This window comes from Streptomyces bluensis, assembly GCF_014650715.1.
Classification (GTDB): domain Bacteria; phylum Actinomycetota; class Actinomycetes; order Streptomycetales; family Streptomycetaceae; genus Streptomyces; species Streptomyces bluensis.
In genome coordinates this window covers 279,532-302,867 of the sequence record NZ_BMVM01000003.1, presented here as the reverse complement: position 1 = coordinate 302,867, position 23,336 = coordinate 279,532, and the positions used below count along the sequence as shown (strand labels likewise).

Below are 23,336 nucleotides of genomic sequence, written 5' to 3'. Positions count from 1 at the left end.
GGGGCCAGCCCCCGGACCTCCGCTCCTCAAACGCCGGAGGGGCTGAATGTCAGCCTGTCCGGCGTTTGAGGACGAGGCCGTTCAGGCCGACAGCGGGGGTCTGGGGGCGGCAGCCCCCAGGAAGGGATGGGACGGGTAGGGGCGGCGGGGGCGAGAAAAACCGGAGGGAACCCGCGGAGCGAACCCGCTCAGCCCACCGCCACAGCCCCCCGCCGCGCCTGCACCCGCGCCGCGTGCGACCCCACGACAGTGATCGACACGACACCCAGCACCGCCAGCAGCCCGACCCCCACGGTCCCGGCCCAGCCCCCGGCGTGGAACGCCACCGCACCGATCGTGCTCCCGGCACTGGAACCGACGTAGTACGCGGACTGGTAGAGCGCGGAAGCCTGCGCACGCCCGTGCGCCGCGGTGTGGCTCACCGCGGAGGACGCCACCGCGTGCCCGGCGAAGAAACCGGCCGTGATCAGGACCAGCCCCAGCAACACCAACGGCAGCGTGTCAGCCAGGGACAGCAGCAGCCCCGACGTCGTCGTCCCGCCCGCCAGGTACAGCGCCCCACGCCGCCCGAGCCGCCCCACCAGCTTCCCGGCAGTGGAGGCCGACACCGTACCCACCAGATACACCAGGAAGATCGAGCCCACGATGCCCTGGGGCAGCGAGAAGGGCGCCTCGGTCAGGCGGTAACCGATCACCGTGTAGACGCCGCCGAACACCGTCATGAACAGCGCACCGATCGCGTACAGCCGGCGCAACAGCGGGTTCGAGAGATGGTCACGAACCGTACGGGCCAGCACACGCGGCCGCAGCGAACCCGGAGCGAAGTGCCTCGGCGCCGGCAGCAGCAGCCGGAAGGCCACCGCGCACCCCACCGCCACGACACCGATCGCCCCGACCGCGACCCGCCAGCCCCACTCCTGCGCGACCCAGCCGGTGATGACCCGGCCGCTCATGCCGCCGACACTGTTGCCCGCGACGAACAGACCGATCGCGGTGACCAGGGCCTTCGGACGGACCTCCTCCGCCAGGTACGCCGTCGCCGACGCCGGCAGCCCCGCGAGCGCCGCGCCCTGCACCGCCCGCAGCACCACCAGAACGCCCAGGTTCGGGGCGAAGGGGACCAGCAGCCCGACCGTCACCGCGACCGCCAGCGAAGCCGTCATCACCGCACGCCGCCCGAACCGCTCGGACAGCGCGCTCATCGGCAGCACGAACAACGCCAGCGCACCCGTCGCCGCGGACACCGTCCAGCTCGCCGCGCTCGCGGTCACCCCGAAGTCGCCCGAGACCAGCGGCAGGAGGGCCTGGGTGGAGTAGAGCAGCGCGAAGGTCGCGACCCCGGCGAGAAACAGCGCCAGACTCATCCGGCGGTAACCGGGCCCGCCCGGGGTCATACGGGTGTCGGAGGACAGGTTGGAGCGGGAGTGGGTGTGGGTGTGGGTTTGGGAGTGAGTGGGGGAGTCGGAGTGGCTGCGGGAGCCGGAAGCGGGAACGGTCGGTCCGGCGCCCACGGTGGTGGACGCCCCGGTACTGACGGAAGGCATGCCTCGAACGTACGGACCACGCGACTCATCCGTCCAATGCATGGAACCCCCATAATCGTTCCCATGGTGCATCAGCAGAGGTCAGAAGCTCACCTGTCACCATCCAGTGACACAGAAGACATCGTTTCCGTGCTCGCCCCGCGTCTCGCCCACTTCGCCGGGGTCGCCCGCACCGAGCACGTCACCCGTGCCGCGCAGGAGATGCAGGTGCCGCAGTCGACGCTGTCCCGGGCCATGGTCCGGCTGGAACAGGACCTGGGTGTCGACCTGTTCGCCCGGCGGGGACGCACGGTCTCCCTCACCCCCGCCGGACGCACCTTCCTCGGTTCCGTCGAGCGCGCGCTCGCCGAGATCGCACGCGCCGCGGAGGAGGTGCGCGCCGACGCCGACCCCGCCACCGGCAAGGTCGCCTTCGGTTTCCTGCACACCATGGGCTCGGAGACGGTCCCCGGGCTCATCCGCGCCTTCCGGGCGGACCATCCGCGCGTCCGCTTCAGCCTCGTCCAGAACTACGGCGAGGCCATGATCGAGCGGCTACGGGCCGGGGAACTGGACCTGTGCCTGACGTCGCCCGTCCCGGACGCACCCGATCTCGTCGCCCGCCGCCTCGACGAACAGAAGCTGCGCCTCGTCGTCCCGGCCGACCACCGCCTCGCCTCCCGTAAACGCGTCCGCCTCGCCGAGGCCGCCGACGAGACCTTCGTGACCCTCGAACCCGGCTACGGCATGCGCCGCATCACCGACGACCTGTGCCGGCAGGCGGGCTTCAAGCCCCGCATCGCCTTCGAGGGCGAGGAGGCGGAGACCCTGCGGGGCCTGGTCGCGGCCGGCCTCGGCGTCGCCCTGCTGCCACCCCCGGCTGTCCCCCGCCCGGGAGTGGCCGAGGTGACGGTCACGGCGCCCCGCGCGGCCCGCGAGATCGGCGTCGCCTGGCTCGCGGGCCACCCGGACACACCCCCGGTGGCGGCCTTCAAGAGGTTCCTGCTGTCACGAAGGGGCCGGCTCCTACCAGACTGAGGGCGAGCCCACGCACAAGGGGCGCGAGGCTGTATGGGATATGCGGCTCCGCCGCGTGGGCGCGAGCAACCACAAACACCCCCGCAGCCGCGCAGCCAACCTCAGCCACCCCTCCCGGAGCGAGACCGAAACCGCCCAAAGCCGGAGGCCAACGGCATCCGAAGCCCCAACGGCGGCGGAGCCGCCAACGCATCCTCCACCGGGCGCGTGAACACGCGCCCGAACAACGTGCCCATCACGAAGTCCTCCGCCAGCGCGTGCACCTCGTCCCGGTGCTGATGCAGCCCGTGTCCGTCGGAGTGCACCTCGAACCGGCAGATGTCCCGGTTGGTCTTCTTCGCCCGAGCCGCGAGCCGGAACGACAGCTCCGGGTCCGTGCGCTGGTCGTTGGTGCCGTGCACGATCATGACCTGGCGTCCGACGAGTTGCTTCACCGGTTCGGGTGGCGCGGCCACATCGTCCTCCGGCAGCCAGGGGGCGATCGCGAGAACCGAGTTGACGGCCGCGTGCCCGCCCGCGTGCAGCGCCGCCCGCCCGCCCATGTCCACGCCGGCCAGACAGACCGGGACGTCCCCGTAGCGCCGTACGGCTTCGTCGGCGGCCCAGGAGGCGTCCTGCGCCAGATGGGCCTCGCCGCCGTTCCAGCCGCGGTAGCGGTAGTGCACCACGTGCGCGGCCAGACCCTCGTCGTGTCCGGCGCGGGCGAGCCGGCGGCCGAGGGCCCGCAGGGAGGCCGCCGCCATCATCGGGGAGGGCCTGCGCTCCGAGACCTCGTCGCCACTCGGGAGGAGCAGCACGACCCCGCTCACGGCCGACGGCTCCGGTCCCACGACCCGCCCAAGTCTCGGGCTGCGCACCGGCGTTGCTTGCTGTGACATGACAGAACAGTGTCAGAAGCCACGGTGTATGCCACCTGTCCGCACGGTCACCGTTGGGTATCGGCGGATCTTCTTCACGGGCGGTCTACGCGCGTAGGCGCTACAGTGCGAAGATGACGAGCCAGACTGTCCAGACCGTTACCACCCCGAGCTCGGACCAGATCCGCCGGGCACCCAAGGTTCTGCTGCACGACCACCTCGACGGCGGGCTGCGCCCCGGCACGATCGTCGACCTCGCCCGAGCCACGGGCTATACGGGCCTTCCCGAGACCGACCCGGACCGGCTCGGCGTCTGGTTCCGCGAGGCGGCCGACTCCGGCTCCCTGGAGCGGTATCTGGAGACCTTCACCCACACCTGCGCCGTCATGCAGACCCGCGAGGCGCTCGTCCGCGTCGCCGCCGAGTGCGCCGAGGACCTCGCCGAGGACGGGGTCGTCTACGCCGAGGTGCGGTACGCGCCCGAGCAGCACCTGGAGGCCGGGCTCACCCTCGAAGAGGTCGTCGAGGCCGTCAACGAGGGCTTCCGGGAAGGGGAGCGGCGGGCCAGGGCGAACGGCCACCGCATCCGCGTCGGCGCCCTGCTCACCGCCATGCGGCACGCGGCCCGCGCGCTGGAGATCGCCGAACTCGCCAACCGCTACCGGGACCTGGGCGTCGTCGGCTTCGACATCGCGGGTGCCGAGGCCGGTTACCCGCCCACCCGTCACCTCGACGCCTTCGAGTACCTCAAGCGCGAGAACAACCACTTCACCATCCACGCCGGTGAGGCCTTCGGTCTGCCCTCCATCTGGCAGGCCCTCCAGTGGTGCGGTGCCGACCGGCTCGGCCACGGCGTACGGATCATCGACGACATCCACGTTCACGAGGACGGCTCGGTGAAGCTCGGCCGACTCGCCTCGTACGTCCGCGACAAGCGCATCCCGCTGGAGCTGTGCCCGAGCTCCAACCTCCAGACGGGCGCCGCCGACTCCTACGCCGAGCACCCCATCGGGCTGCTGCGCAGCCTGCACTTCCGGGCGACCGTGAACACGGACAACCGCCTGATGTCCGGCACCAGCATGAGCCGGGAATTCGAGCACCTTGTCGACGCCTTCGGTTACACGCTCGACGACATGCAGTGGTTCTCGGTCAATGCTATGAAGTCAGCATTCATTCCTTTCGATGAACGACTGGCCATGATCAATGACGTCATCAAGCCCGGATATGCCGAGTTGAAATCCGAATGGCTGTTCCGGCAGTCCGCTTCGACCAGCGGTTCTGTGAGGGGCGAGGACTGAGGGACGGTTCCGGGAAGCGGTCGGGTCGCGATGGCCCGGCCGCTTTTCCGTGTTTGCCCCGACCCGGTCTTTGGTGTTTACGTTTCAAGACCGCTCACATCCCCGTCATCACGCATTCAAGGACGCATTGAAATGAAGCAGTCTGCTGCCAAGACCCTCTCAGTCGCCGCCCTCGGTGCCGCCTTCGCCGCCGCGGGCGCGGGCGCCGCGAACGCCGCCCCCGGTGTCCCGGCCGCCCCCCAGGCGCTCGGCACCGTCACTCAGGCGCTGCCGGCGCAGAACGTCTCGAAGGCACTGCCGGGTGCCGGTGGGGTGGTGACCCAGGGTCAGTCCGCCCTCGGCGCCGGCCTGGAGTCCGCGCAGCCCACCACCGACAAGGTGGTGTCCGGAGGCCCGACCAACCCGGCGGCCAAGCTGCTCGGCGGTCTCCCGGTGAAGGCCCTGTCCGGCAAGGGGAAGGGCGTGAACGGACTGCCGCTCGGCGGTGCCGTCTGAGCCATACTCCTTCCCGGTGCCGGCGCTCTTCGGCGCCCGGTACCCGGCTCTCGGCTCTCCGTTCTCCAACGGACGCGCATGGGGCGCACCCTCGGTGGGTGTGCCCCATGCGTCGTGTCGGTCACCGGTCGGTGCCGGTCACCATGCCGTGCGGGCCTTGTCCTCCGAGGGCAGCAGGATCCACAGGGCTATGTAGAGCAGGAACTGCGGGCCCGGGAGCAGGCACGACAGCAGGAAGATCACGCGCATCGTGGTCGCGGAGGTGCCGAAGCGCCGTGCCAGCGCTGCGCACACTCCGCCCAGCATCCGGCCGTCGGTGGGGCGGGCAAGGCGGCTCATGGGGGCTCCTTCGTCAGCCGTGGACGGAGGCCTCCCCGTTGGCTGCCCCGTCGTCCTCAACACCCTCCACGCTACGGTGACGAAGCGGACGAAGCGTCACTCCAAGGAGCTATTCCGACCCTGGGAATCGTCGGGGTGCGACCCTGAGGGCCGGCCGGGCCCTGAGGCGTTTCCTCCGTGGGGAGGGCGGCCCGGCGCCTGGTCTCGGCCCTACGGCGCAGCCGGGCGCGACCGGCGGGGACGATCGCGAGGTGGGCGAGAGCCACACCGAGCGTGCCCAGCAGGATCGAGTCGATGTCGACGACCTGGCCGGGCACCCCGGTCTGCAACAGTTCGATGCCCAGCGAGAGCAGGGAGCCGGCGGCGACCGTACGGGTGAGGGAGGCGAGCGGGGAGACGGTGAGTCTGCCGTCCGCCATCGGCAGCAGCACCCCGAGCGGCGCGAGGAGGGCGAGCCCCTCGCCGATACGGCGGGCAGCCTCCGGCCAGCCCAGCGCCAGATCGGCTCTGATCCCGGCGAACGGCCGCAGGTTCGCGGCGCTCACCCAGGGGACGTCCAGCGGGCGCAGCGTGATCCAGGCGACGAGCGCGAGGTGTGCGACGAGGAGGGCACCTCCCGTCGCACGGACGCGGATCCCGGCGCTGCCGCCGTTCGAACCTTGACGCACGCACCCCAAGACGCGCCCCCCGGCACGATCGGTTCCGCGCCGGTGCCCCGGGGCCTGTTCTGAGTTCCCCGCCTGCGCAGCGACGCCCGGCACGCACTCCCCCACTCGGCTTCGCTCGACCGGGGGGACCCCCATGCCGCACGGTGTCGCAGGACAGGTGGCACGCCACATGACCTGCGACACCGCACGCCGATCGCACGCTCCCCCACCCTCGAACCGCGCTTCGCACGGCTCGGGCGGGAGGTACCCCCACTCCGCCGCTGCGCCCGCGCTCCGCGCGGACGACGGGGCACTCAGAACAGGCCCTGGTTGACCCGACCGGGTGAGGGATGCGCCACACGTACGGCCGTGGGCGCCCCCGTCCACGCCCCCTCAGGACGTTCCGACCTCCGATGAGGGCGGCTTCTCGGCGCCGGGCTCCGAGCGGACCTCCGTGGTGCACTCGTAGCGTCGAAGCGGCTCGGTGCCGGGGCCGCCGAGGACCACCGAGCCGTCGCCCCCGGCCGCCGCCGAGTCGGCGAAGGTGCAGACGATCTGGGCGAGGGCGTACTCCGTCAGCTGCTCGGGGGCCGTGGACAGCCGCAGTGCGTCCTCGGGGTCATCCGGCCGCGGACCGCTCACCCGCAGACCGCTCGGCACGTCCGTGTCGTATCCGGCCTGGTCCTCGGTGGCGGAGGGCCGCTCGGAGAGCTGGTCGAGCAGCCCCTGCGCCACGAGGACGCGCCGCTGGGCTTCGGGGGTGCCGTCGGGGATGCTCACGGCACGCCCGACCGCGACCAACTGCTGCGCACAGAGCAGGAAGACCTGCACCGGGATCCCCTGCGTGCTCTGCGGGGCGATGTCCGCGACCGCCGGCGCGCACGGCACCCGCGACGGAGCCGGACCGAAGTCCGTCGGCACCTGTGTGGCCCGTATCCCGCACCCCGTGAGCACCACCGCCAGCACCCCGGCCGCGAGCCACGGCCGGGCCGACGCCCGGAGCCTGCCTGCTATCCGTGGTCTCATCCGCCGCTCCCCTCCGTGGCCTTGGGCTGGTCCTCGGTGGCCAGGGGGGAGGTGTGCCGGGGGAGGCGGAGGGCGAAGACCGCTCCGCCCTTGGGGGAGTTCGCCGCGGTGATCTCGCCGCCGTGGATGTGGGCGTTCTCCAGGGCGATGGACAGACCCAGGCCGCTGCCCTCGGAGCGGGGGCGGGAGGCGCTCGCCTTGTAGAAGCGGTCGAAGACATGCGGGAGGACGTCCTCGGGGATGCCGGGGCCGTTGTCCTGCACCTCGATGAGGAGGTCGTCGGCGTCTTCGCGGACCGACACCGTGACCGGCGAGCCGCCGTGCTTGAGGGCGTTGCCGATCAGGTTGGCCAGGATCACGTCCAGGCGGCGCGGGTCGACGCGGGCCATGATGCCGCGCTCGGCGTCCAGGTCCACCGCGTCCAGCCACGCGCGCGCGTCGATGCACGCGGTGATCTGGTCGGCGATGTCCACGTCGTCCAGCACCAGCCTGGCCGTGCCCGCGTCGAAGCGGGTGACCTCCATGAGGTTCTCCACGAGGTCGTTCAGGCGGCGCGTCTCGCTGACGACCAGGCGTACGGCCGGCTCGATCATCGGGTCGACGCTGCCCGTCTCCGCGTCCAGCTCCTCCTCCAGCACCTCCGTCACGGCGGTGATCGCCGTCAGGGGGGTGCGCAGCTCGTGGGACATGTCCGCCACGAAGCGACGGGACGCCTCGTCGCGGGCGCTCATGTCGGCGACCTGCTTCTCCAGGGACTCCGCGGCACGGTTGAACGTCCGGGAAAGGTCGGCCAGTTCGTCCGTACCGGACACGCGCAACCGGGTGTCGAGCTTGCCCTCGCCGAGCCGCCGGGCCGCCACACCCAGGCGCTGGACGGGCTTCAGCACGGTCGTCGCGGCGGCCTGCGCGAGCAGTGCCGAGCCGATCAGGGCAAGCCCCGTGGCGATGCCCAGCGACCAGGCGAGCGAGTTGAGGTCCTTCGCCTCCGGCTCCAGCGACTTGAGCATGTAGCCGGTCGGCCCGCCGCCGATCACCTTGGCGCCGCCCACCAGGTACGGCGTGTCACCGTCGATGACCCGCTGCCAGTACAGGTGGTACTCGTTCTTGTTGCCGGAGGAGAGCTCCTGCTTCTTGGTGACGGCCTTCCGCAGGGACTCCGGCACGTCCCGCAGGGTGAAGTCGTCCAGCGCCGACTTGCCGGAACTGCCCTGTACGGTCTCGCCGTTCTTGCCCTCCGCGATCAGCAGCACGCTGAAGCGCTCGCCGTCGTCGCCCATCTGCCGGGCCGCGTACGCCAGTTGTCCCTCGGTCGGATGCACGGGCAGCGTGCCGGCGTGGCTCTGCATCTCGCGCTCGAAGTCGTCCAGCGCCGCGTCCTGCGCACGCGTCAGCACGGCCTCGCGGTTGAGCCAGTACGCGATACCGGACGCCGACACCGCGGCCGTGAGCGCGACGAGCCCGAACACGACGACGAGCCGCAGCCGGAGGCTCGTGAAGCGCAGACCCGACGAGACCGCCCTGCGCGCCGCGGACCAGCCGCCGAATCCCCTGGGCCGATCACTCACTGAGGCGTGTCCAGCCGGTAGCCGACGCCGCGGACCGTACGGATCAGGGTCGGCGACGACGGTACGTCCTCGACCTTGGCGCGCAGCCGCTGCACACACGCGTCGACGAGCCGCGAGTCACCGAGGTAGTCGTGCTCCCAGACCAGGCGCAGCAGCTGCTGGCGGGACAGCGCCTGCCCGGGCCGCCGGCTCAGCTCCAGGAGCAGCCGCAGCTCGGTGGGGGTCAGCTGGAGGTCATCGCCGTTCTTGGTCACCGTCATCGCCGCCCGGTCGATGACGAGGCTGCCGAACGTCGCCGCGTCGTTGGCCTCGCGCTCGCCGCGCCGCAGGACGGCCCGGATGCGGGCGTCCAGCACCCGCCCCTGCACGGGCTTGACGACGTAGTCGTCGGCGCCGGACTCCAGCCCGACGACGACGTCGATGTCGTCGTTGCGCGCCGTCAGCAGGATGATCGGCAACTGGTCGGTGCGCCGGATCCGACGGCATACCTCGAAACCGTCGATGCCGGGCAGCATCACGTCCAGAACGATCAGGTCCGGCCGCTGTTCGCGCAGCAGCTTGAGACCATCCTCGCCGCTGGCGGCGGTGGCGACACGGTGCCCCTGGCGCGTCAGTGAGAGCTCCAGGGCCGTGCGGATGGCGTCGTCGTCCTCGATCAGCAACAGGGAAGGCACGGGCACATTCTGGCCCATGGTGAGGTGCTCTATCGACTGTTGGCGGGCTCCTGCTCGTGACCGCCACATGATCGTGCCGTCTGTGTAGCCGTACGGCTCTTCTCCGTGATCCGGCGGTGAGCCAGGTGCGATGCCGGTTCGATCCAAGCGCGACCCGGGTGCGGTCCGGGGTGCCCCGGCTGAGGACGGCCCCTGTGACAGGTCTGTGACAGTCGGCGGACACGGCCATGAAGTGGGCTCGGCAAGCTTTTCGGCACAGGCAAGGAGGCACCGCCCCGGGGGAACGAGAGGGCGGGGCCGACGAGCCACCGAGAACCGGAACTCCACGACGGGGGGCGCGAGATGAACACGCTGCCGAGCACCAGGACTGGCGCAGTTGTCACGCGGCTCCACGATGTCGCCCGGAGTGCGGAGAAGTCCGGTGCCGATGGGGGTCCCTCCCGCGCGAGCGCATTCGAGCGTGGGGGAATGCGGGGGTGCGCTCGCGGCGCCGGGCGTCAGCACACCGCGTCTGCGCAGCAAGGGCGCCAGCCCTACATGACGGTGGTTGACGCCCACGGGGGAACGGGGGCGGCGGAGTACGGGGAGGCCTCGGGGGAGCGTCGCCCGGTGGCGGAGGCGGTGAACGCCGAAGCCGCGTTCACCGCCTACGTCCAGGAGCGCCGCGCCTCCCTGTACGCAACCGCCTACCACCTGACCGGTGACCGCTTCGAGGCCGAGGACCTGCTCCAGAGCGCCCTCTTCTCGACGTACAAGGCGTGGGACCGGATCAGTGACAAGGCCGCGGTCGGGGGCTACCTCCGCCGCACCATGACCAACCTGCACATCAGCGCGTGGCGCCGCCGCAAGCTGAACGAGTACCCGACCGAGGAACTGCCGGAGACCGTCGGCGACACGGACGCGATGCGCGGCACCGAACTGCGCGCCGTCCTGTGGCAGGCGCTCGCCCGGCTTCCCGAGCTCCAGCGCACCATGCTGGTCCTGCGCTACTACGAGGGCCGCACGGACCCGGAGATCGCGGAGATCCTCGACATCAGTGTCGGCACGGTGAAGTCCAGCATCTGGCGGTCGCTCCGCCGGCTGCGTGAGGACGAGGTCCTCAGCTTCGGCCGTGACGAGGAGGAGTCCTTCGGCGAACTCGTCGCCTGAAGGCCTGCCAACGGGGGAGCAATGCCCGAGGGGTAAGGGGAATGGGGGATACGGGGGAACGCGGGGGAACGGGGAAAGCGGGGGGTACGGGGAAAACGGGGGTACGGGGGAGTACCAGAAGAGCGGGACTGGAGGGCCGGGGGGTCCGTCCAGTCCCGCTTTTCGTGTTCTCCCGCCCTTCGTGTACGAAGAGCCGGTGCCCCTGCTACGCGGCCGTCCGCGCCTGTACGACCCGCCCCGCGGCCGCCGCGGCCAGCCGCCCGAGGGCCTCGTCCCGGTCGCAGGGGTGCGCGCCCAGTGCCGTCTGGTGGGCCACGATCGAGCGCTCCAGGCGCATCAGGCGCCAGCCGCGGCGCAGCAGGAAGGGAACGGACTTCCGGCCCTCCTTCAGGTCGCGCAGGAAGCGGCGGCGGAACGTGGTGAGCGGGCCGCGGCTGAGACAGATGGCGTCGGCCAGGACGCCCAGTTCGCGGCAGCGCAGAACGATCTCCGCGGCGAAGATGCCCTCCGCGATGAACACCGGAGTTCGCCCGATCGCGAGGGTCTCCGTGCCGGTGCGGGCGCTCAGGGAGATGTCGTACGCCGGAACGGTCGTCGAACCCGTGCGGCACAGCTCCTCGATGGCCGCGACCGCGTCGTCCGCGCTCCAGGACAGCGGATGGTCCCAGTCGATGTCCGAACTCCCCGCCACCTGCGGCAGCGTCGGGTCGTCGCCCTCCTTGTAGAAGTCGTCCAGCCGGAGCACCGGCAACTCGGAACGGGCGGCGAGAAGGGACTTGCCGGACCCGGACGGGCCGGACAGCAGGACGACTCGGGTCGGTGTCGGAGGATGCGAACTCACGAGAGTCCAGTGTGAGGCATCGCGCGGCTCCCGCCGAGACAGCGGGTCGCCGTTGGAGCGGAGATCACATCTCAACTACCCTATGTATCCATCTGTTTACGCAGAGCAATGATTCAGTGACAGAAGGTGGCACAAGCGATGGCACGACACTCGGCCCCCCGCCGCTCGACCGCCCGGCGCGCGGTGCTGGCCCTCACGACCGCGGGAATCGGCCTCGGAGTGGGCGCCACCGGGACCGCCGCCGACTCCGGACCCGGCCAGGACCGGGTGCTCACCCGGCCGGTGGTCCTCGGCGGGATCGAGCCCACCGCCGGGGCCGAGGCCATGACGGGGTCCGTCCGGCACGTCACCGCCCCGGTCGAGACCCTCAAGCCCAACGCGCTGGCGGGCACGGGCGTCGACCCGCTCGACAACGGCCTCGGCACACAGGTCGCCGACTTCACGCCGATGACCTCCCGCGCCGTGACACGGCCCGTGGCCCAGGCGCCGTCGGTGGGCGGCATTCCGCTGCTGGGGCAGATTCCGGGGCTGCTGCACGGTTGAGGGCGACCGGGGCGGAGTCGCATGCGGTCGCATGTCGTCCCCGCCCCGCGCCCCTCTCAGCTCTGTCAGCTCGTTCGGCTCCGTCAGCTCTTTCGGCTGTCTCCGGGTGCTCTGCGTCAGTACGACGAGCCCGACGCGCCCAGTGACCCCGTCGGGTGCCAGACCGTCTTCGTCTCCAGGAACGCGGTCATGCGCTCGATGCCCGGAGTCGCGAACCAGTCGACGCCGTCCGCGTTGTCCACAGGCTGTGGACGGAGAACCCGCTTCAGGTTGTCCGCCGCCGCGATCTCCAGCTCCTTCGCGAGGACGTCATCGGCGCCCGCGAGATCGATCGCGTTGACGTCCTGGTGTGCCGCGAGGGGGGCCGCGATCTCCGCCGTACGGCCCGACAGCACGTTGACGACACCGCCGGGCACGTCGGAGGTGGCCAGCACCTCGCCCAGCGACAGGGCCGGCAGCGGGGACCTCTCGCTCGCGATCACGACCGCGGTGTTGCCGGTCGCGATCACGGGGGCGATGACGGACACCAGGCCCAGGAAGGACGACTCCTGCGGGGCGAGGACCGCGACCACACCGGTCGGCTCCGGGGAGGAGAGGTTGAAGAACGGACCCGCGACCGGGTTGCCGCCGCCGACCACCTGGGCGATCTTGTCCGTCCAGCCCGCGTACCAGACCCAGCGGTCGATCGCCGCGTCCACCTGTGCCGTCGCCTTCGGCTTCGACAGCCCCTCGGCGTCGGCGACCTCGTGGACGAACTGCTCCTTGCGGCCCTCCAGCATCTCCGCCACGCGGTAGAGGACCTGGCCGCGGTTGTACGCCGTCGCACCCGACCAGGCGCCGAACGCCTTGCGGGCGGCCACGACCGCGTCACGGGCGTCCTTGCGGGAGGAGAGGGGCGCGTTCGCCAGCCAGTTGCCCTTGGGGTCCGTCACCTCGTACACCCGGCCGCTCTCGGAACGCGGGAACTTCCCGCCCACGTACAGCTTGTAGGTCTTGAAGACGCTCAGGCGCCGCGGTTCCGCCTTCTCGGTGTTCTTGGGCTTGTCAGACATCGAGGTACGCCTCCAGGCCGTGGCGGCCGCCCTCGCGGCCGAAGCCCGACTCCTTGTAGCCGCCGAACGGCGAGGTCGGGTCGAACTTGTTGAACGTGTTGGACCAGATCACGCCCGCGCGCAGCTTGCCCGCGACGGCGAGGATCCTCGATCCCTTCTCGGTCCAGATGCCCGCCGAGAGGCCGTACGGGGTGTTGTTGGCCTTGGCGACCGCCTCCTCCGGAGTACGGAAGGTCAGGACCGACAGCACCGGGCCGAAGATCTCGTCGCGGGCGATGGTGTGGGCCTGGGTGACGTTCGTGAAGAGCGTCGGGGCGAACCAGTAGCCGGCGGACGGCAGTTCGCAGGCCGGGGACCAGCGCTCGGCGCCCTCCGCCTCACCCCGCTCGGCGAGTGCGGTGATCCGGGCCAGCTGCTCGGGCGAGTTGATCGCGCCGATGTCCGTGTTCTTGTCGAGCGGGTCGCCGAGGCGGAGGGTGGAGAGCCTGCGCTTGAGCGACTCCAGCAGCTCGTCGTGGATCGACTCCTGGACCAGCAGGCGGGAGCCCGCGCAGCAGACCTGGCCCTGGTTGAAGAAGATGCCGGTCACGATGCCCTCGACGGCCTGGTCGATCGGAGCGTCGTCGAAGACGATGTTGGCGCCCTTGCCGCCGAGTTCGAGGGTGAGCTTCTTACGGGTGCCGGCGACGGTCCGCGCGATCTCCTTCCCGACGGCCGTGGAGCCGGTGAAGGCGACCTTGTCGACGTCCGGGTGCGCGACGATCGCGGCGCCCGCGTCGCCGTAGCCCGGAAGGATGTTGACGACGCCCCTGGGCAGGCCCGCCTGACGGCAGATGTCCGCGAAGAAGAGCGCGGAGAGAGGGGTGGTCTCCGCGGGCTTGAGGACCACCGTGTTCCCCGCCGCCAGGGCCGGGGCGATCTTCCACGCCAGCATCAGGAGCGGGAAGTTCCAGGGGATGACCTGGCCGGCCACGCCCAGCGGCCGCGGGTGCGCGCCGAAGCCGGCGTGGTCGAGCTTGTCGGCCCAGCCCGCGTAGTAGAAGAAGTGCGCCGCGACCAGGGGGAGGTCGGCGTCCCTCGTCTCCCTGATGGGCTTGCCGTTGTCCAGCGTCTCCAGGACCGCCAGCTCGCGGCTGCGCTCCTGGATGATGCGGGCGATACGGAACAGGTACTTGGCGCGCTCGGAGCCGGGCAGCGCCGACCACTTGTCGAAAGCCTTGCGGGCGGCCCCGACGGCACGGTCGACGTCCTCGGAACCGGCCTGGGCGACCTCGGAGAGGACCTCCTCGGTCGACGGCGAGACGGTCTTGAAGACCTTGCCGTCGGCCGCCTCCGTGAACTCGCCGTCGACGAACAGGCCGTACGAGGGCGCTATGTCGACGATCGCCCGGGACTCGGGTGCCGGTGCGTACTCGAACGCGGACGACCGCTTGTTCATGCCTGATGATTGCTTGTCCGTGCTTGATGACGGGTTATTCGTGTTTGACGGCTGCTTGTCCATGTTTTCCGTGGTCATGGTGATCAGTCCACCGTCACGTAGTCGGGGCCGGAGTAGCGGCCGGTGGCCAGCTTCTGGCGCTGCATGAGCAGGTCGTTCAGGAGGGAGGAGGCGCCGAAGCGGAACCAGTGGTTGTCGAGCCAGTCCTCGCCGACCGTCTCGTTGACCAGGACCAGGAACTTGACGGCGTCCTTGGAGGTGCGGATGCCGCCGGCCGGCTTCACCCCGACCTGTACCCCGGTCTGCGCCCGGAAGTCGCGCACCGCCTCCAGCATGAGGAGGGTGTTCGCCGGGGTCGCGTTCACCGCCACCTTGCCCGTCGAGGTCTTGATGAAGTCGGCCCCGGCCAGCATCCCGAGCCAGGAGGCGCGGCGGATGTTGTCGTAGGTGGAGAGCTCGCCGGTCTCGAAGATGACCTTCAGGCGCGAGCTCGTCCCACAGGCCTCCTTCACGGCGACGATCTCGTCGTACACCTTCATGTAGTCGCCCGCGAGGAACGCCCCGCGGTCGATCACCATGTCGACCTCGTCCGCGCCCGCGGCCACGGCGTCGCGCACGTCGGCCAGCTTCACGCCCAGCGCGGCGCGGCCCGCCGGGAAGGCCGTGGCCACCGAGGCGACCTTCACGTCCGAACCCGCGACGGCCTCCTTGGCGACGGCCACCATGTCGGGGTAGACGCAGACCGCGGCCGTCGACGGCGTCGTACGGTCGGTCGGGTCGGGGCGGACCGCCTTGGCGCCGAGCGCCCGGACCTTGCCCGGGGTGTCCGCGCCTTCCAGCGTCGTCAGGTCGACCATCGAGATGGCGAGGTCGATCGCGTACGCCTTCGCGGTCGTCTTGATGGAACGGGTGCCGAGCGAGGCGGCGCGCGCCTCCAGGCCGACCGCGTCGACGCCGGGCAGTCCGTGGAGGAAGCGGCGCAGCGTGCTGTCGGACGCGGTCACATCGGTGAGTGCGTGCGAGGCAGGTGCATGGATGGGCATGGTCACCAGACGAGCATATCTACGCGCGTAGCGGCTGTACAGCCCTGATGGCTGGATCGCGAGGCGGTGAGTGAGGCGGCGAGAGGAGCGGTGTGCGGGGAGGTGTGCGGGGAGGGGGGAGCGGGGTCATGGGGGTACCGCGGGCGGGGCGGTCTCGGAGGCGTCGGGCACAATCGGGGCCATGAGCACCTCCGACCAGCAGTCACCCGAGCCGGAGCCTTCGGAGCCTGAGAAGTCTTCGCAGGCTGCGGAGTCTTCGGAGTCCGTCAAGTCCACGGAGTCCGTGAAGTCCTCGGGGTCCTCGGAGTCCGTGAAGTCCTCGGATTCCGTGAAGTCCTCGGGGTCCTCGGAGTCCGTGAAGTCCTCGGATTCCGCCAAGCCCTCGAAGCCCGCGTACAACGACCGGGCCTACCGCTCGCCCGGCGGGATCGTGGGCGGTGTGCTGCTCCTCGCCATCGCGGGCTGGCTCGGCGTCGACGCGATCGTCACGGGCCACGGCCGTACCCCGTGGCTGGCGCTCGCCACGCTGCTGTGCCTCGTCCCCCTGGTGATCGCCTTCTCGGTGCGGCCCGCCGTCTTCGCGAACGACGACCGGCTGCGGGTGCGCAACCCGTTCCGGGTGATCGTGCTGCCCTGGGGCACGATCGCCTCGCTGCGCTCCGGTTACACGAACGAGGTGATCGACGAGTCCGGCACCAAGTACCAGCTCTGGTCCGTCCCCGTCTCGCTCCGTGCCCGCAAGAAGGCCCACCGGCGGCAGGCCCGCGTGGACGACGGCCGGACGCCCGCCCGGATGGACCTCAGTGGGCAGACGTCCCTGGAGACGGGGCCCGTGCGCGCCCCCTCCGACCAGATCATGGACGACCTGCGCAAGCTGTACGAGGCGCGGGCCAAGGCCGCGGACTCCCAGGGCGAGCCGAGTGTGCGGTGGTCGTGGGAGATCATGGCCCCGGCGATCGCGGGAGCGGTGCTGCTGGTGGTCCTGCTCGCGGTGGGTTGAGCGGCCTTGGTTTGCGCCACCTTGGCTTGAGCGGCCCTGGTTTGAGCGGTCCTGGGTCGAGCGTTCAGCCCCGGTCTGTGAACTGACCGGGGCTGTGTCACGGGGGCGGCACGGGCTGGTCAGATGCCTGCTGCCGCCGCGAGGTCGTGCTTGATCGTCGTCAGCAGGTCCGTCGCCTTCGCGCGTGCCGCGGGGAGGTCGGTGTGCGAGGCGACCGGGACCACGACCTCCAGGTAGCACTTCAGCTTGGGTTCCGTGCCGCTCGGGCGGACGATCACGCGGGCGCCGTCCAGGGTGTAGCGCAGCCCGTCCGTGGGCGGGAGGCTGTCCGTGCCCCGCGTCAGGTCCTCCGACCTGGTGATGGGCAGGCCCGCGAGGCGGGTCGGGGGCTGTTCGCGCAGGCGGCGCATGGCGTCGGCGATCAGGGACAGGTCCTGTACGCGGACCGAGAGCTGGTCCGTGGCGTGCAGGCCGTACTCGACCGCGATGTCGTCCAGCAGGTCGAGGAGCGTGCGGCCCTCGGACTTGAGGACGGAGGCGAGTTCCGTGATCAGGAGCGCGGCGGTGATGCCGTCCTTGTCGCGCACGCCCTGAGGGTCCACGCAGTAGCCGAGCGCCTCCTCGTAGCCGTAGCGCAGGCCCTCGACGCGGGCGATCCACTTGAAGCCGGTGAGCGTCTCCTCGTACGGCAGGCCCGCCTTCTCGGCGATCCGGCCGAGGAGGGAGGACGAGACGATCGACTCCGCGAAGGTGCCTCGGGCGCCCCGCTTGACGAGGTGGAGGGCGAGGAGGGCGCCGACCTCGTCGCCGCGCAGCATGCGCCAGTCGGCAGCTGCACCCTCGCCGTCCTTGACCGCCACCGCGCAGCGGTCGGCGTCGGGGTCGTTGGCGATGATCAGGTCGGGGTTCGTCTCGCGGGCCTTCGCGAAGGCCAGGTCCATCGCGCCCGGCTCCTCAGGGTTGGGGAAGGCGACGGTCGGGAAGTCCGGGTCGGGGTCGGCCTGCTCGGCGACGAGGGCCGGGGCCGGGAAGCCGGCCCGGGCGAAGGCCGCGAGGAGGGTGTCCCTGCCGACGCCGTGCATCGGCGTGTAGACGGTGCGGGCGGTGCGGGGGGAGCCGGGGGCGAGGACGGCGTCCGTACGGGCCAGGTAGGCGTCGAGGACCGTGTCGTCGAGGGTCTCCCAGCCGGTGTCCGGGCGCGGGACCGTGGTGAGGGTGGTGACGGCGGCGATCTCGGCCGCGATCTCGGCGTCGGCCGGGGGCACGATCTGGGAGCCGTCGCCGAGGTAGACCTTGTAGCCGTTGTCGCGGGGCGGGTTGTGGCTGGCGGTGACCTCCACCCCGGCGGCGGCGCCGAGGTGCCGGATGGCGAAGGCGAGGACCGGGGTGGGGAGGGGGCGGGGGAGGAGCGCGGCGCGGAGGCCGGCGCCGGTCATCACCGCGGCGGTGTCGCGGGCGAAGTCGGCGGACTTGTGGCGGGCGTCGTAGCCGATGACGACGAGGGCGGGTGCTCCGTCGTCGCCCTGGGCCTGCCCGGCTGACTCCGGGCGGCCCTTCTTCTTGAGGTACGCGGCGAGGCCGGCGGCGGCGCGGATGACGACGGAGCGGTTCATGCGCATGGGGCCGGCGCCGAGTTCCCCGCGCAGGCCCGCGGTGCCGAACTGGAGGGTGCCGCTGAAGCGCGCGGCGAGCTCCGCGGTGTCCTTGGCGTCGATGAGCTTGGCGAGTTCCTCGCGGGTGTCCGCGTCGGGGTCCTCGGTCAGCCACGCCTGGGCCCGTGCGATGAGTTCGTCCTGCACGTCGGGGTCCAACCTCTCTCTGTTGTTCGTGCGGTGCGGGGGTGTTTCCAGGGTGCCTGGGGGCGGCCTTTCCCGCCGTTGTGGCTTGGGCGCCTGCGGTTTCGTCGTGGGTCGGGGGCGCGCCGCGAGGTCTCCGTCCTCGGTCCGGCGGGTCTGTGGGGAGTCAGGTACTCGGCGGCGGACGCCGGCCGCTGCGGGCGGACACCTCCCGGCACACCCCCTGCCGTGCGTACGCGGCTACCGGGTGCGTCGTTGTCCTGCCGGACGCGCCCCAGGTTTGTAAGGGGCGCGGGGAACTGCGCGCCCAGCCCCCACGAACCCGCAGCCGTCCATGCAGAGAACCCGGCAGACGAGACGCCCCACCCAACCGCCGGAGGCTACAGGCGGGACAGGACCTGGGTCAGGAGCGCTCCCATGTGGGCGGCGGAGTCGCGGCCGGCCTGGAGGACCTCCTCGTGGTTGAGGGGCTCGCCCGTCATACCGGCGGCCAGGTTGGTGACCAGGGAGATGCCCAGGACCTCGGCGCCCGCCTCGCGTGCCGCGATGGCCTCCAGGACCGTCGACATGCCCACGAGGTCCGCGCCGATCACGCGGGCCATGCGGATCTCGGCCGGGGTCTCGTAGTGCGGGCCGGTGAACTGCGCGTAGACGCCCTCCTCCAGGCTGGCGTCTATCTCCTTGCACAGGGCGCGGAGGCGGGGCGAGTACAGGTCCGTGAGGTCGACGAAGTTGGCGCCGACGATCGGCGACATCGCCGTGAGGTTGATGTGGTCGCTGATCAGGACCGGCTGGCCGGGGCGCATGGTCTCGCGCAGGCCGCCGCAGCCGTTGGTGAGGACGACGGTCTTGGAGCCCGCGGCCACGGCGGTACGGACGCCGTGCACGACGGCGGAGACGCCGTGGCCCTCGTAGTAGTGGGTCCGGCCCAGGAAGACGAGCGCGCGCTTGTCACCGATGCGGTACGAGCGGACCCTGCCGCCGTGCCCCGCGGCCGCCGGAGGCGGGAAACCGGGCAGGTCGGTGACCTGGAACTCGGCCTCGGGCGTGCCGAGCGCCTCCACGGCCGGGGCCCAGCCGGAGCCCATCACGAGGGCGACGTCGTGGGTCTCTGCGCCCGTGAGCTCGCGCAGGCGCGCCGCTGCGGCGTCGGCGGCCTCGTACGGGTCGCCCTGGATGTCGTCCGGAAGAAGAGATGCGTTCACGCGACTGAGGGTAGCTGGTCTGAGCCTACGCGCGTAGATGGATGCGGTCACGGGAGTGTGACCGTTGCCTTGTCGTGTCCCGGAGAAATCCGGGCGAAAGCCGAGGGGCAGGGGAGGGGAAAGGGGGAGCGGATCAGTCCTCGTCCGTGATGAGGACGTCCTTGTCGTTGAAGACCTCGACGATGAAGATCAGCAGTCGGCCGCGGCTCACCGTGTACTCCACCAGGATGTTCTGCGTGAGCCGGATCGTGCGGTCGTCTCCGGTGGAACCTATGGGGCGGGACACGGAGAGGAAGGGATCGCGGGCCAGCATGGCGATGCCCTTGTCGAACGCGACGCGCTGACGGTCGTCGAGCCGGTCCCGGGCGGCGGCGGCCTGCACCGTGTAGTAGACGTCGTACGTCATGGGGGTCATCGCGGCCTCCCCGCTCGTGCGTCGATCCCGGCCAAGTCTAGGGCCTGTCTGACAATTCCCGTCGTCGCCCGGAGGGCGGCCTCGCGGCGCCAGGTGCGTGCTCTCGGCGTGCCGGGCGTAGACCCTCGTACCGGATGTACTCGGGTCTGCGCCCGGTGCGGTGAGTGGGGGTACCTCCCACGCCCTTGAGGCAGTGGGGGAGCGTGCATGGCGCCGCGAGGCAGACGGGAATTGTCAGACAGGCCCTAGAGGTCGGGCGCATCAGCAAGGCCTCTTCCGCAGCTCCATCACGTAATCGTGGGGAGCCCCGGCCGACTCGGCGGCGTCGGCGATCTCGCCGAGGTAGCGGGCCGAGGGCAGGCCGCCCTCGTAGCCGTTGAGGACGTACGTCCAGGCCTGCTCCTGGCCCTCCAGGGTCTGGACGTGGACGCGCATGCGGCGGTAGACGTCCAGGCCCACGCCCTCCCAGCCGTCCATGGCGGCCTCGTCCATGGCGGCGATGTCGTACAGCGTGACGAAGACCTGGGAGTCCGGGGCCTCGACGATCGTCGGGAGGGCGCCCTCCCAGCCCATGTGCTCACCGCCGAAGGTCAGCCGCCATCCGTTCAGCCAGCCGGTGGCACGCAGCGGCGAGTGCGGGGCGCGGCGGGACATCAGCCGCGCGTCGAGATTGGCGGCGTACGCGGCGTAGAGCGACATGGACCGAGGGTACGGCAGCCGCGGCGTGCGCCCCTCCAGTCACACGGGTGTCACCGGGCCCCCGATTCAGTGCCACTTCGGGGCGTGCGGGACAATGGGGTACGTGACTCGGATCGTGATCATCGGTGGCGGACCCGGCGGATACGAAGCGGCCCTGGTGGCCGCTCAGCTCGGTGCGGAGGTGACCGTCGTCGACTGCGACGGTCTGGGCGGCGCGTCGGTGCTCACCGACTGCGTGCCGTCGAAGACGCTCATCGCCACCGCCGAGGTGATGACCACCTTCGACTCCTCCTATGAGGAGCTGGGGATCATCGTCGCCGACGACACCCCTCACATCGACACGCCCGCGCGTGTGGTCGGGGTCGATCTCGGCAAGGTCAACCGGCGTGTGAAGCGGCTCGCGCTCGCCCAGTCGCACGACATCACGGCGTCCGTGACGCGCACCGGCGCGCGGGTCATGCGCGGGCGCGGCCGGCTGGAGGGGCAGCAGGCCCTCGACGGGTCCCGCAGGGTCGTGGTGCGGACCGCCGACGGCAGCGAGGAGACGCTCGTCGCCGACGCCGTGCTCATCGCCACCGGCGGGCACCCGCGCGAGCTGCCCGACGCCCAGCCGGACGGGGAGCGCATCCTCAACTGGACGCAGGTGTACGACCTCGATGAGCTGCCCGAAGAGCTGATCGTGGTCGGGTCCGGTGTCACCGGTGCCGAGTTCGCCGGGGCCTACCAGGCGCTCGGGTCGCGCGTCACCCTCGTGTCCAGCCGGGACCGTGTGCTGCCGGGTGAGGACCCGGATGCCGCGGCCGTGCTGGAGGACGTCTTCCGGCGGCGCGGCATGAACGTCATGGCCCGCTCCCGCGCCCAGTCCGCCAAGCGCGTGGGGGACAGGGTCGAGGTCCTGCTCTCCGACGGGCGCGTCATCAGCGGCACGCACTGTCTGATGGCCGTCGGTGCCGTCCCCAACAGCGCGGGCATGGGGCTGGAGGAGGCCGGCGTCAAGCTGCGCGAGTCCGGGCACATCTGGACCGACAAGGTGTCCAGGACCACCGCTCCCGGCGTGTACGCCGCCGGTGACGTGACCGGAGTGTTCGCCCTGGCCTCGGTGGCCGCCATGCAGGGCCGTATCGCCATGTACCACTTCCTGGGCGACGCGGTGGCCCCGCTGAACCTGAAGACCGTCTCGTCCAACGTCTTCACCGACCCCGAGATCGCGACCGTCGGCTGCACACAGGCCGATGTGGACACCGGGCTCATCGACGCCCGGGGGGTGAAGCTGCCGCTGTTGCGCAACCCGCGCGCCAAGATGCAGGGCATCCGGGACGGCTTCGTGAAGATCTTCTGCCGGCCCGGCACCGGGATCGTCGTCGGTGGTGTCGTCGTCGCGCCGCGCGCCTCGGAACTGATCCATCCCATCTCGATCGCGGTCGACAACAACCTGACCGTCGAACAGATCGCGAACGCCTTCACCGTGTACCCCTCCCTGTCGGGCTCGATCGCCGAGGTGGCACGGCAGCTGCACACCCGGAAGACCGGCGGCGAGGACTGAGCGCCGGACGCCGACTTCCCGCTGGTCGTGGGGAGTTGTGGGCCTCTCGTGCGGCGTGGGTGGTTCGGGTCAGGTCCGTATACCACCTCGCGTCCTGTCATGCGAACAACTTCTGTTATTCGGCGCAAACTGCTGAAAGCAGACGGTCGCCCGCGTTACTGTCAGTTTCGTGTTCGCTGCAGAACGTCGTCAATTGATCCTCGAAATGGTGCGAGCGAACGGGGCCGTGTCGCTCCGTGAGCTCGCCCGCGTCGTCCAGACCTCCGAAGTGACCGTACGGCGGGACGTGCGCGCACTGGAGGCAGAAGGACTCCTCGACCGCCGGCACGGCGGTGCGGTACTGCCGGGCGGGTTCACGCGGGAGTCCGGCTTTCCGCAGAAGTCTCATCTCGCGACCGCCGAGAAGACGGCCATCGCCGACCTCGCCGCGAGCTTCGTCCAAGAGGGCGAGGCCATCGTGGTCGGGGCGGGGACCACCACGCAGGAGCTGGCACGCCGGCTCGCGCGGGTCCCCGGGCTGACCGTCGTCACCAACTCCCTGCTGGTGGCGCAGGCGCTGGCCCACGCCAACCGTGTCGAGGTCGTGATGACCGGCGGCACGCTGCGCGGTTCCAACTACGCCCTGGTCGGCTCGGGAGCGGAACAGTCCCTCCAGGGGCTGCGGGTCTCGCGGGCCTTCCTCTCCGGGAGCGGGCTGACCGCCGAGCGCGGGCTCTCCACGTCCAACATGCTGTCGGCGTCCGTCGACCGCGCGCTCGTCCAGGCGGCCGCCGAGGTCGTCGTCCTCGCCGACCACACCAAGCTCGGTACGGACACGATGTTCCAGACCGTGCCGACCGACGTGATCACCCGGCTGGTCACCGACGAGCCGCCCGCCCACGACGACCGCGCGGCCACCGAACTCCAGGCACTCGCGGACCAAGGGGTCCAGATCGCGGTCGCCGGAGCCGGACCCTCGGGAAACGCGGGAGGTGATCCCGCACCGGCGCCGCCCGGGCGGCGCCGGGACGTATCGCTCCCCGGCCCGCGCCGTCAGGGCCCCGGCGCGGGCCCGCTGCTCCGCCCGGCCGCGGTCCCGGGCGAACAGCCGCCCGGCGCGGACCGGGCGAGGGTGGCGGACCTCCGCCGCCGCTGACGACCGGCACCCTGG

At 71.1% G+C, this 23,336-nt stretch carries 23 protein-coding genes; 8 read left to right on the top strand and 15 right to left on the bottom strand.

The window, feature by feature from the left end:
- Window positions 1–188 precede the first annotated feature (188 nt).
- Window positions 189–1,544, bottom strand: coding sequence for an MFS transporter (locus tag IE262_RS11365; RefSeq protein WP_134039635.1), 1,356 nt, complete (start codon window positions 1,542–1,544; stop codon window positions 189–191).
- A 63-nt stretch (window positions 1,545–1,607) separates the two neighbouring features.
- Here IE262_RS11365 and IE262_RS11360 point away from each other — a divergent pair, with 63 nt between their 5' ends.
- On the top strand, window positions 1,608–2,561 hold the full coding sequence (locus IE262_RS11360) for a LysR family transcriptional regulator (RefSeq protein WP_134039636.1): 954 nt from the start codon (window positions 1,608–1,610) through the stop codon (window positions 2,559–2,561).
- Between the two features lie 101 nt (window positions 2,562–2,662).
- Here the strand turns inward: IE262_RS11360 and IE262_RS11355 are convergent, their stop codons facing one another.
- Window positions 2,663–3,439 (bottom strand): prolyl oligopeptidase family serine peptidase, encoded by a 777-nt coding sequence (locus tag IE262_RS11355; protein WP_134039637.1) that lies wholly within the window; start codon window positions 3,437–3,439, stop codon window positions 2,663–2,665.
- Between the two features lie 113 nt (window positions 3,440–3,552).
- On the opposite strand from IE262_RS11355, the gene IE262_RS11350 reads away from it, so the two are divergent.
- Window positions 3,553–4,716, top strand: coding sequence for an adenosine deaminase (locus IE262_RS11350; protein WP_189873275.1), 1,164 nt, complete (start codon window positions 3,553–3,555; stop codon window positions 4,714–4,716).
- A 132-nt stretch (window positions 4,717–4,848) separates the two neighbouring features.
- The gene (locus IE262_RS11345) at window positions 4,849–5,211 is read left to right on the top strand and encodes an ATP-binding protein (protein WP_134039639.1); all 363 of its coding nucleotides are present in this window, start codon (window positions 4,849–4,851) and stop codon (window positions 5,209–5,211) included.
- A gap of 138 nt (window positions 5,212–5,349) precedes the next feature.
- Here IE262_RS11345 and IE262_RS11340 read toward each other — a convergent pair whose 3' ends face one another.
- The 5 genes from IE262_RS11340 to afsQ1 all read right to left on the bottom strand — a co-directional run bounded on the left by IE262_RS11340 (window position 5,350) and on the right by afsQ1 (window position 9,462).
- Entirely contained in the window at window positions 5,350–5,550 is a 201-nt protein-coding gene (locus IE262_RS11340; protein WP_134039640.1) for a PspC domain-containing protein, read from the bottom strand.
- 71 nt (window positions 5,551–5,621) lie between these two features.
- Window positions 5,622–6,218, bottom strand: a complete 597-nt coding sequence (locus IE262_RS11335) for a VanZ family protein (protein ID WP_229877212.1) — start codon at window positions 6,216–6,218, stop codon at window positions 5,622–5,624.
- A gap of 372 nt (window positions 6,219–6,590) precedes the next feature.
- Entirely contained in the window at window positions 6,591–7,223 is a 633-nt protein-coding gene (locus IE262_RS11330) for a hypothetical protein (protein WP_189873271.1), read from the bottom strand.
- Window positions 7,220–8,788 carry an ATP-binding protein gene (locus tag IE262_RS11325; protein ID WP_189873269.1) on the bottom strand — a complete coding sequence of 523 codons (1,569 nt, stop codon included), beginning with the start codon at window positions 8,786–8,788 and terminating at the stop codon, window positions 7,220–7,222. Before IE262_RS11325 ends, IE262_RS11330 begins: the two co-directional genes overlap by 4 nt.
- Window positions 8,785–9,462, bottom strand: a complete 678-nt coding sequence (gene afsQ1, locus IE262_RS11320; RefSeq protein WP_189873267.1) for a two-component system response regulator AfsQ1 — start codon at window positions 9,460–9,462, stop codon at window positions 8,785–8,787. The genes IE262_RS11325 and afsQ1 overlap by 4 nt, the downstream gene beginning before the upstream one ends.
- A gap of 342 nt (window positions 9,463–9,804) precedes the next feature.
- Here afsQ1 and IE262_RS11315 point away from each other — a divergent pair, with 342 nt between their 5' ends.
- Complete coding sequence (locus IE262_RS11315) at window positions 9,805–10,611, top strand: SigE family RNA polymerase sigma factor (protein ID WP_189873265.1); 807 nt, start codon at window positions 9,805–9,807, stop codon at window positions 10,609–10,611.
- Between the two features lie 205 nt (window positions 10,612–10,816).
- Here IE262_RS11315 and IE262_RS11310 read toward each other — a convergent pair whose 3' ends face one another.
- Window positions 10,817–11,452: a uridine kinase family protein gene (locus tag IE262_RS11310; protein WP_229877211.1), complete on the bottom strand. Its 636-nt coding sequence runs from the start codon at window positions 11,450–11,452 to the stop codon at window positions 10,817–10,819.
- A 138-nt stretch (window positions 11,453–11,590) separates the two neighbouring features.
- Between IE262_RS11310 and IE262_RS11305 the strand changes: the two genes are divergently transcribed.
- Entirely contained in the window at window positions 11,591–11,995 is a 405-nt protein-coding gene (locus tag IE262_RS11305) for a hypothetical protein (protein ID WP_189873263.1), read from the top strand.
- Between the two features lie 116 nt (window positions 11,996–12,111).
- Here the strand turns inward: IE262_RS11305 and IE262_RS11300 are convergent, their stop codons facing one another.
- The 3 genes from IE262_RS11300 to deoC form a co-directional block, all read right to left on the bottom strand.
- On the bottom strand, window positions 12,112–13,047 hold the full coding sequence (locus IE262_RS11300; RefSeq protein ID WP_189873261.1) for an aldehyde dehydrogenase family protein: 936 nt from the start codon (window positions 13,045–13,047) through the stop codon (window positions 12,112–12,114).
- Window positions 13,040–14,485 carry an aldehyde dehydrogenase family protein gene (locus tag IE262_RS11295; protein ID WP_189873259.1) on the bottom strand — a complete coding sequence of 482 codons (1,446 nt, stop codon included), beginning with the start codon at window positions 14,483–14,485 and terminating at the stop codon, window positions 13,040–13,042. The genes IE262_RS11300 and IE262_RS11295 overlap by 8 nt, the downstream gene beginning before the upstream one ends.
- An 83-nt stretch (window positions 14,486–14,568) precedes the next feature.
- Window positions 14,569–15,528 carry a deoxyribose-phosphate aldolase gene (deoC, locus tag IE262_RS11290; protein ID WP_134039676.1) on the bottom strand — a complete coding sequence of 320 codons (960 nt, stop codon included), beginning with the start codon at window positions 15,526–15,528 and terminating at the stop codon, window positions 14,569–14,571.
- Between the two features lie 181 nt (window positions 15,529–15,709).
- Here deoC and IE262_RS11285 point away from each other — a divergent pair, with 181 nt between their 5' ends.
- Entirely contained in the window at window positions 15,710–16,528 is an 819-nt protein-coding gene (locus IE262_RS11285; protein WP_189873257.1) for a PH domain-containing protein, read from the top strand.
- 119 nt (window positions 16,529–16,647) lie between these two features.
- Here IE262_RS11285 and IE262_RS11280 read toward each other — a convergent pair whose 3' ends face one another.
- The 4 genes from IE262_RS11280 to IE262_RS11265 form a co-directional block, all read right to left on the bottom strand.
- On the bottom strand, window positions 16,648–18,327 hold the full coding sequence (locus IE262_RS11280; RefSeq protein WP_134039677.1) for a phospho-sugar mutase: 1,680 nt from the start codon (window positions 18,325–18,327) through the stop codon (window positions 16,648–16,650).
- A 377-nt stretch (window positions 18,328–18,704) separates the two neighbouring features.
- Window positions 18,705–19,529, bottom strand: coding sequence for a purine-nucleoside phosphorylase (locus tag IE262_RS11275; protein ID WP_134039651.1), 825 nt, complete (start codon window positions 19,527–19,529; stop codon window positions 18,705–18,707).
- Window positions 19,530–19,662: 133 nt separating this feature from the next.
- On the bottom strand, window positions 19,663–19,944 hold the full coding sequence (locus IE262_RS11270; RefSeq protein ID WP_134039652.1) for a type II toxin-antitoxin system RelE family toxin: 282 nt from the start codon (window positions 19,942–19,944) through the stop codon (window positions 19,663–19,665).
- 261 nt (window positions 19,945–20,205) lie between these two features.
- The gene (locus tag IE262_RS11265; RefSeq protein WP_134039653.1) at window positions 20,206–20,643 is read right to left on the bottom strand and encodes a gamma-glutamylcyclotransferase family protein; all 438 of its coding nucleotides are present in this window, start codon (window positions 20,641–20,643) and stop codon (window positions 20,206–20,208) included.
- A 94-nt stretch (window positions 20,644–20,737) separates the two neighbouring features.
- Between IE262_RS11265 and IE262_RS11260 the strand changes: the two genes are divergently transcribed.
- Together IE262_RS11260 and IE262_RS11255 are read left to right on the top strand one after the other, a co-directional pair.
- The gene (locus IE262_RS11260) at window positions 20,738–22,186 is read left to right on the top strand and encodes an NAD(P)H-quinone dehydrogenase (protein WP_189873255.1); all 1,449 of its coding nucleotides are present in this window, start codon (window positions 20,738–20,740) and stop codon (window positions 22,184–22,186) included.
- Between the two features lie 169 nt (window positions 22,187–22,355).
- Window positions 22,356–23,321, top strand: a complete 966-nt coding sequence (locus tag IE262_RS11255) for a DeoR/GlpR family DNA-binding transcription regulator (RefSeq protein ID WP_189873253.1) — start codon at window positions 22,356–22,358, stop codon at window positions 23,319–23,321.
- Window positions 23,322–23,336 lie beyond the last annotated feature (15 nt).